The 6,479-nt window shown below is 66.7% G+C and carries 4 protein-coding genes; 3 read left to right on the top strand and 1 reads right to left on the bottom strand.

The annotated features are described in order from the left end of the window. Positions 1-134: 134 nt before the first annotated feature. Positions 135-1,925, bottom strand: coding sequence for an acyl-CoA dehydrogenase (locus tag WS75_RS24175; RefSeq protein ID WP_059683972.1), 1,791 nt, complete (start codon positions 1,923-1,925; stop codon positions 135-137). 461 nt (positions 1,926-2,386) lie between these two features. On the opposite strand from WS75_RS24175, the gene WS75_RS24170 reads away from it, so the two are divergent. From WS75_RS24170 to pntB, 3 genes are all read left to right on the top strand, one after another. Beyond that, positions 2,387-2,977 (top strand): dimethylsulfonioproprionate lyase family protein, encoded by a 591-nt coding sequence (locus WS75_RS24170; RefSeq protein ID WP_059683970.1) that lies wholly within the window; start codon positions 2,387-2,389, stop codon positions 2,975-2,977. A gap of 441 nt (positions 2,978-3,418) precedes the next feature. Continuing rightward, positions 3,419-5,020: a Re/Si-specific NAD(P)(+) transhydrogenase subunit alpha gene (locus tag WS75_RS24165; RefSeq protein WP_059683967.1), complete on the top strand. Its 1,602-nt coding sequence runs from the start codon at positions 3,419-3,421 to the stop codon at positions 5,018-5,020. A gap of 13 nt (positions 5,021-5,033) precedes the next feature. After that, a complete protein-coding gene (gene pntB / locus WS75_RS24160; protein WP_059683965.1) occupies positions 5,034-6,449 on the top strand; it encodes a Re/Si-specific NAD(P)(+) transhydrogenase subunit beta in 1,416 nt (471 codons plus the stop codon). Positions 6,450-6,479: the final 30 nt, after the last annotated feature.

Genomic DNA, 6,479 nt, shown 5'->3' with positions numbered 1-6,479 from the left:
TCGCCGCCGACAGCCCGGCGGGGCCGCCGCCGACGATCACGACGTCGTATTCCATCGATTCGCGCGGGCCGTATTGCGCGAGCAAGTCCTGAGTGGTCAAAATCCTGTCTCCTCCTGCGCCCCGACCGTTACGGTCAGAACTGGTCTTCCGTCAACGCGAGCACGCTCTCGTTGCCCTTCGCGCCGACGATCGACGCTTCGAGCCCGCCTGCCTGCACGAGGACGTGTTCCGCATAGCATTGTGCGATCGCGATCTTCGCATCGAAGAACGCCGTGTCGCTCGCGCGGTTCGCGTGCGCCGCCAGCAGCGCGCGCGCCATCTGCCATCCGCACAGCACCACGCCCGCCAGCTTCAGGTACGGCACGCTGCCCGCGAACACCGCGTTCGGGTCCTGCTTCACGTTCGCGACCACGTAGTCGACCACCGTCGACAGCGAGCGCGCGCCTTGCTCGAGCTGCGCCCTCATCGACGCGGCCGCAGCGCCGTCCACCTTGCCGAGCGCCGCGACGGTCTCGCCGATCTCCGCGATCAGCGCCTTCGCCACCGCGCCGCCGTCGCGCATCGTCTTGCGGCCGACCAGGTCGTTCGCCTGGATCGCGGTCGTGCCTTCGTAGATCGCGAGGATTCGCGCATCGCGGTAGTACTGCGCGGCGCCGGTTTCCTCGATGAAGCCCATCCCGCCATGCACCTGCACGCCCAGGCTCGCCACGTCGTTCACCATCTCCGTGCTCCAGCCCTTCACGACCGGCACCAGATATTCGTAGATTGCCTGATGACGCGTGCGCGTCGCCTCGTCCGAATGGCGGTGGGCAATGTCGCTGTGCGCGGCTGCGACGTAGGCCAGCGCCCGCGCGCCTTCGGTCAGCGCGCGCATCGTGCCGAGCATGCGGCGCACGTCCGGGTGATGGATGATCGTCACCGACTGCTTCGCCGACCCGTCGACCGGGCGGCTCTGCACGCGCTCCTTCGCGAATGCCGCGGCCTTCTGGTATGCGCGGTCGGCCACGCCGATCCCCTGCATCCCGACGCCGAAGCGCGCCGCGTTCATCATGATGAACATGTATTCGAGGCCGCGATTCTCCTCGCCGACCAGGTAGCCGACCGCGCCGCCGTGGTCGCCATATTGCAGCACCGCGGTCGGGCTCGCCTTGATCCCGAGCTTGTGCTCGATCGACACGCAGTGCACGTCGTTGCGTGCGCCGAGCGAGCCGTCTTCGTTGACCAGGAACTTCGGCACGATGAACAGCGAAATGCCCTTCACGCCTTCGGGCGCGTTCGGCGTGCGCGCCAGCACCAGGTGGACGATGTTGTCCGCCATGTCGTGCTCGCCCCACGTGATGAAGATCTTCGTGCCGAACACCTTGTACGTGCCGTCGCCCTGCGGCTCGGCACGCGAGCGCACCAGCGCCAGGTCCGAGCCGGCCTGCGGCTCGGTCAGGTTCATCGTGCCGGTCCATTCGCCCGAGATCAGCTTCGGCACGTAGCGTTGCTTCTGTTCGTCGGTGCCGGCCGTCAGCAGCGCCTCGATCGCGCCGTCGGTGAGCAGCGGACACAGCGCGAACGACAGGTTCGACGCATTCAGCATCTCGATGCACGGCGTCGCGATCAGCTTCGGCAGCCCCTGGCCGTCATATTCGGCCGGGTGCTGCAAACCTTGCCAGCCGCCTTCGACGAACTGGCGGAACGCGGCGCCAAAGCCGGGCGTCGCCGTGACGACGCCGTCCTTCCAGCTGCTCGGGTTGCGGTCGCCCTCGACGTTCAGCGGCGCCAGCACTTCCCCGCAGAATTTCGCGGATTCGTCGAGCACGGCCTGCGCGGTGTCGTAGCCGGCTTCCTCGAAGCCCGGCAACTGCGCGACGGTGTCGATGCCCGCGAGTTCCTTCAGCACGAACAGCATGTCCTTGACAGGGGCGTTATAGCTCATGGTCGATGTTCCAAATCAGGCAGTGAATGAGGCGCGCGGCCCGGGCGGCTGCGGCAAAGCCGGCCAGCGCCAGGCGACGTCGTGGCCCATCGTAATGCCGCGCCGGCGGTTTTCCATTGTCATATCCGGCCCACATGGTGACAAAACCGGCCACGCGATGCGCGCGGCGACGGCGAGAACGGGCGTCCGGGCGGCGGGTTCGGATGCCGATTGCGGCACAAACGACACGCAATCGGCGTGCCGGCCGGACGGGTTGGCTGGCGCCTCGAATCGCCGGCGAAGCCGAAGACCGGGCGTTGATGATGGAAAGTCGCCGAAGGCGCCTCGGGATGGACGGAAGTCGCGGCCGGCGCATGGCGGCCGGCGCCAAATCGGCCGCCCTTTTTCGCTGTCCGGGCCGGCAGGTTTCTGCGTAGACTTTCGAGTCATCAGGCCAAGCGAGCGCGGGAGCAGAGACCAGAATGAGTGTACGCCCGAAAGACATCGCGGATTTCGTCCGAGTCGCCGGCGATCTGTTCGAGTCGGACAAGCTTCCACCCGCCGCGCGCGCATTCGCGCCGCAAGTATTCGCACGGCTGCTGACCCCGTCGGACAACGGAACGCGGCGCTCGGTGCGATACCCCGCATGCGAATGGCTCGACCCGGCGCTCGAGTCGGTCGCGCGCGTCAGCCCGACGTTCGCCACCGTCGCACGGCTGATCAAGTCGCTCGAACCCGTGATCGGATGGTCGCGTCGCACGTCCGGCAAGGACGGCAGCCCGAACTACATCGACGGGCACGTGAACGGGATGATCTGCGGGCCCGGCGGCGCGGAAAGCCGTGACGACATCCAGCTCGGCTTCTCGTTGATGATGCCCGACGTCAGATATCCGGATCATGGTCACGCACCGGAGGAAGCGTACGTGCTCATGACCGCCGGCGAATTCCGGCAGCAAAACGGCGCGTGGTTAGATCCCGGGATCGGCGGCGGCATCCACAATGCACCTGGCGCAGTGCACGCGATGCGCTCCGGCCACGCGCCGTTCCTCGCGATCTGGTGCCTGCTGAACTGATCCGACGATCGACGCGTGATACCAACGAATTCGCCTGCGACAAGCAGCCAGCCATTGACCAGCCGGTCGGTCGAAATCGCCAATGGGGAGCCGGCCATGGGAAACCGCGCAGGAAGCCGGTTATGGGAAGCCCGCGCAGTCCCGCCGCGCGGCAGCGCCGCACCGTGGAAGCGATGGTCCGAGCGCATCGTCAACATCCATTCGGCCGACGCGATATCACCCGCGCGTGGATAAAACGCAACAGAACATCGGAAAACGCGTTCGACGCATTTGTGTCCCCGATAGCCTCACCGTTATGCAGCATACTCTATCCGCATTAAGCGAACTGTCGTGCTATTTTTGACGCACTGCACTAAACACGCACATGATTCTGGTACCTTGACGCACCGGCCCGAGCGCTTCGCGATGGCCATCACCGATCTATCACCCATCTTTCATACTATGACATTACAGATTGGGATTCCTCTGGAGACAGCCACTCAGGAACGGCGCGTTGCGTCCGTCCCCGAAGTGGTCGAGAAACTGATCAAGCTGGGTTTTACGGTGGCCGTTCAAAGCGGCGCCGGGGCCGGCGCGAACTTTGACGACGACGCGTATCGCGCGGCCGGTGCAAGCATCGCCGCCACCGCCGCCGAGCTCTGGTCCGGCAGCGATATCGTGTTCAAGGTCCGCCCGCCGAGCGCCGACGAAGTCGCGCTGATGCGCGAGGGCGGCACGCTGATCGGCTTCGTGTGGCCCGCGCAGAACCCCGAGTTGATGCAGCAGCTGGCCGCGAAGCGCGCCACGGTGCTGGCGATCGATTCGCTGCCGCGCACGCTGTCGCGCGCGCAGAAGATGGACGCGCTCACGTCGATGGCCGGCATCAGCGGCTATCGCGCCGTGATCGAGGCCGCGCATGCGTTCGGCCGCTTCCTGAACGGCCAGGTCACGGCAGCCGGCAAGATCCCGCCGGCCAAAGTGTTCATCGCCGGCGCGGGCGTGGCCGGGCTGGCCGCGATCGGTACCTCCGCGAGTCTCGGCGCGATCGTGCGCGCGAACGACACGCGCGCCGAGGTGGCCGATCAGGTCAAGTCGCTGGGCGGCGAGTTCGTCAAGGTCGACTACGAAGAGGAAGGCTCGGGCGGCGGTGGCTACGCGAAGGTGATGAGCGAGGGCTTCCAGCAGGCGCAGCGCGCGATGTACGCGCAGCAGGCGAAGGACGCCGACATCATCATCACCACCGCGCTGATCCCCGGCAAGCCGGCGCCGAAGCTCATCACCGCCGAGATGGTGCAGTCGATGAAGCCCGGCAGCGTGATCGTCGACATGGCCGCCGAGCAGGGCGGCAACTGCGAGCTCACCGTGCCCGGCGAGGCGGTCGTGCGCCACGGCGTGACGATCGTTGGCTATACCGATCTCGCGTCGCGCCTGTCGCGGCAGTCGTCGACGCTGTATGCGACGAACCTGCTGCGCGTGATCGAGGAGCTGTGCAAGGCCAAGGACGGCACGATCAACGTCGACTTCGACGACGACGCGATCCGGGGCCTCACCGTGATCAAGGAAGGCAACATCACCTGGCCGCCGCCGCCGATCAAGCAGGCGGCCGTCGCGCCCAAGCCCCCGGCAGCCGCACCCGCGGCGGCCGCCCCGGCGAAGTCGAAAGGCCACGGCCACAGCGGCGAGCCGATGTCGGCCAAGGCGCTCGCGATCGTGTTCGCGATCGGCGCGCTGGCATTCCTGCTGGTCGGCCAGTTCGCGCCGGCCAGCTTCCTGTCGCACTTCACGGTGTTCGTGCTCGCGTGCTTCGTCGGCTACATGGTGATCTGGAACGTCACGCCGTCGCTGCACACGCCGCTGATGAGCGTGACCAACGCGATCTCGTCGATCATCGCGATCGGCGCGCTCGTACAGGTCGCGCCGCCCCTCGGTGAGCTGGCCAACGCGGGCGACCGCCCGTCCGGGCTGATCCTCGGCCTGGCAGTGGGCGCGCTCACGCTCACGGCCGTCAACATGTTCGGCGGCTTCGCGGTCACGCGGCGCATGCTGGCGATGTTCCGCAAATAAGGGGACGACAACAATGACTTCCAACCTGACTACCGTCTCCTATATCGGCGCCGCGATCCTGTTCATCCTGAGCCTCGGCGGCCTCGCGAACCCCGAAACCGCGCGCCGCGGCAACCTGCTCGGCATGATCGGCATGCTGATCGCCGTGCTGGCCACCGTGGCCGGGCCGCGCGTATCGGCCGCGGGCATTCCGTACGTGATCGCCGCGCTCGTCGTCGGCGGCGCGGTCGGTCTGTACGCCGCGAAGAAAGTGCAGATGACGCAGATGCCGGAACTGGTCGCGCTGATGCACAGCCTGGTCGGCCTCGCGGCCTGCCTGGTTGGCTTCGCGAGCTATATCGACACGTCGCTGCAATTCACCGGCGCGGAGAAGGCCATTCATGAGGTCGAGATTTATGTCGGCATCCTGATCGGTGCCATCACCTTCGCGGGCTCGATCATCGCGTTCGGCAAGCTGTCGGGCAAGATCGGCGGCAAGCCGCTGCTGCTGCCGGCGCGGCACTGGATGAATCTGGCCGCGCTGCTGATCGTGATCTACTACGGCCGCGCGTTCCTGCATGCCGAAACGATCCAGGACGGCATGCTGCCGCTCGTCGTGATGACCGTGATCTCGCTGCTGTTCGGCGTGCACATGGTGATGGCGATCGGCGGCGCGGACATGCCGGTCGTGGTGTCGATGCTCAACAGCTACTCGGGGTGGGCGGCGGCGGCCACCGGCTTCATGCTCGGCAACGACCTGCTGATCGTGATCGGCGCGCTGGTGGGCTCGTCCGGTGCGATCCTGTCGTACATCATGTGCCGCGCGATGAACCGCAACTTCATCAGCGTGATCGCGGGCGGCTTCGGCAGCGGCGCGGGCGCACCGGCTGCAGCCGGCGGCGGCGCCGCACAGCCGGCCGGCGAGGCGGTCGCGGTGAGCGCGGCGGAGACGGCCGAGCTGCTGCGCGAAGCGAAGCGCGTGATCATCGTACCCGGCTATGGGATGGCCGTTGCACAGGCTCAGCACACGGTGTTCGAGCTGACGAAGCTGCTGCGCGAGAAGGGCGTCGACGTGCGTTTCGCGATCCACCCGGTTGCGGGCCGCATGCCGGGGCACATGAACGTGCTGCTGGCGGAAGCGAAGGTGCCGTACGACATCGTGCTGGAGATGGACGAGATCAACGGCGACTTCCCCGAGGCCGACGTGTCGATGGTGATCGGCGCGAACGACATCGTGAACCCGGCCGCGCAGGACGACCCATCGAGCCCGATCGCCGGCATGCCGGTGCTGGAAGTGTGGAAGGCGAAGACGTCGATCGTGATGAAGCGCAGCATGGCGTCCGGCTATGCGGGCGTCGACAATCCGCTGTTCTACAAGGACAACAACCGCATGTTGTTCGGCGACGCGAAGTCGATGCTCAATGAAATCTTCGGTGCACTGAAAGCCTGAGTCCGGCCACGCGCGCGGAGCGGGCGGCAA

Source organism: Burkholderia sp. FL-7-2-10-S1-D7, from assembly GCF_001524185.1.
GTDB lineage: Bacteria > Pseudomonadota > Gammaproteobacteria > Burkholderiales > Burkholderiaceae > Burkholderia > Burkholderia diffusa.
The sequence above is the reverse complement of the archived record's forward strand: the minus strand, read 5'-3'. Positions and strand labels throughout refer to the sequence as shown.

Coding starts and splice junctions, on each gene's coding strand:
- WS75_RS24175 (WP_059683972.1), bottom strand. CDS start 1,925: ATGAGCTATAACGCCCCTGTCAAGGACATGCTGTTCGTGCTGAAGGAA.
- WS75_RS24170 (WP_059683970.1), top strand. CDS start 2,387: ATGAGTGTACGCCCGAAAGACATCGCGGATTTCGTCCGAGTCGCCGGC.
- WS75_RS24165 (WP_059683967.1), top strand. CDS start 3,419: ATGACATTACAGATTGGGATTCCTCTGGAGACAGCCACTCAGGAACGG.
- pntB (WP_059683965.1), top strand. CDS start 5,034: ATGACTTCCAACCTGACTACCGTCTCCTATATCGGCGCCGCGATCCTG.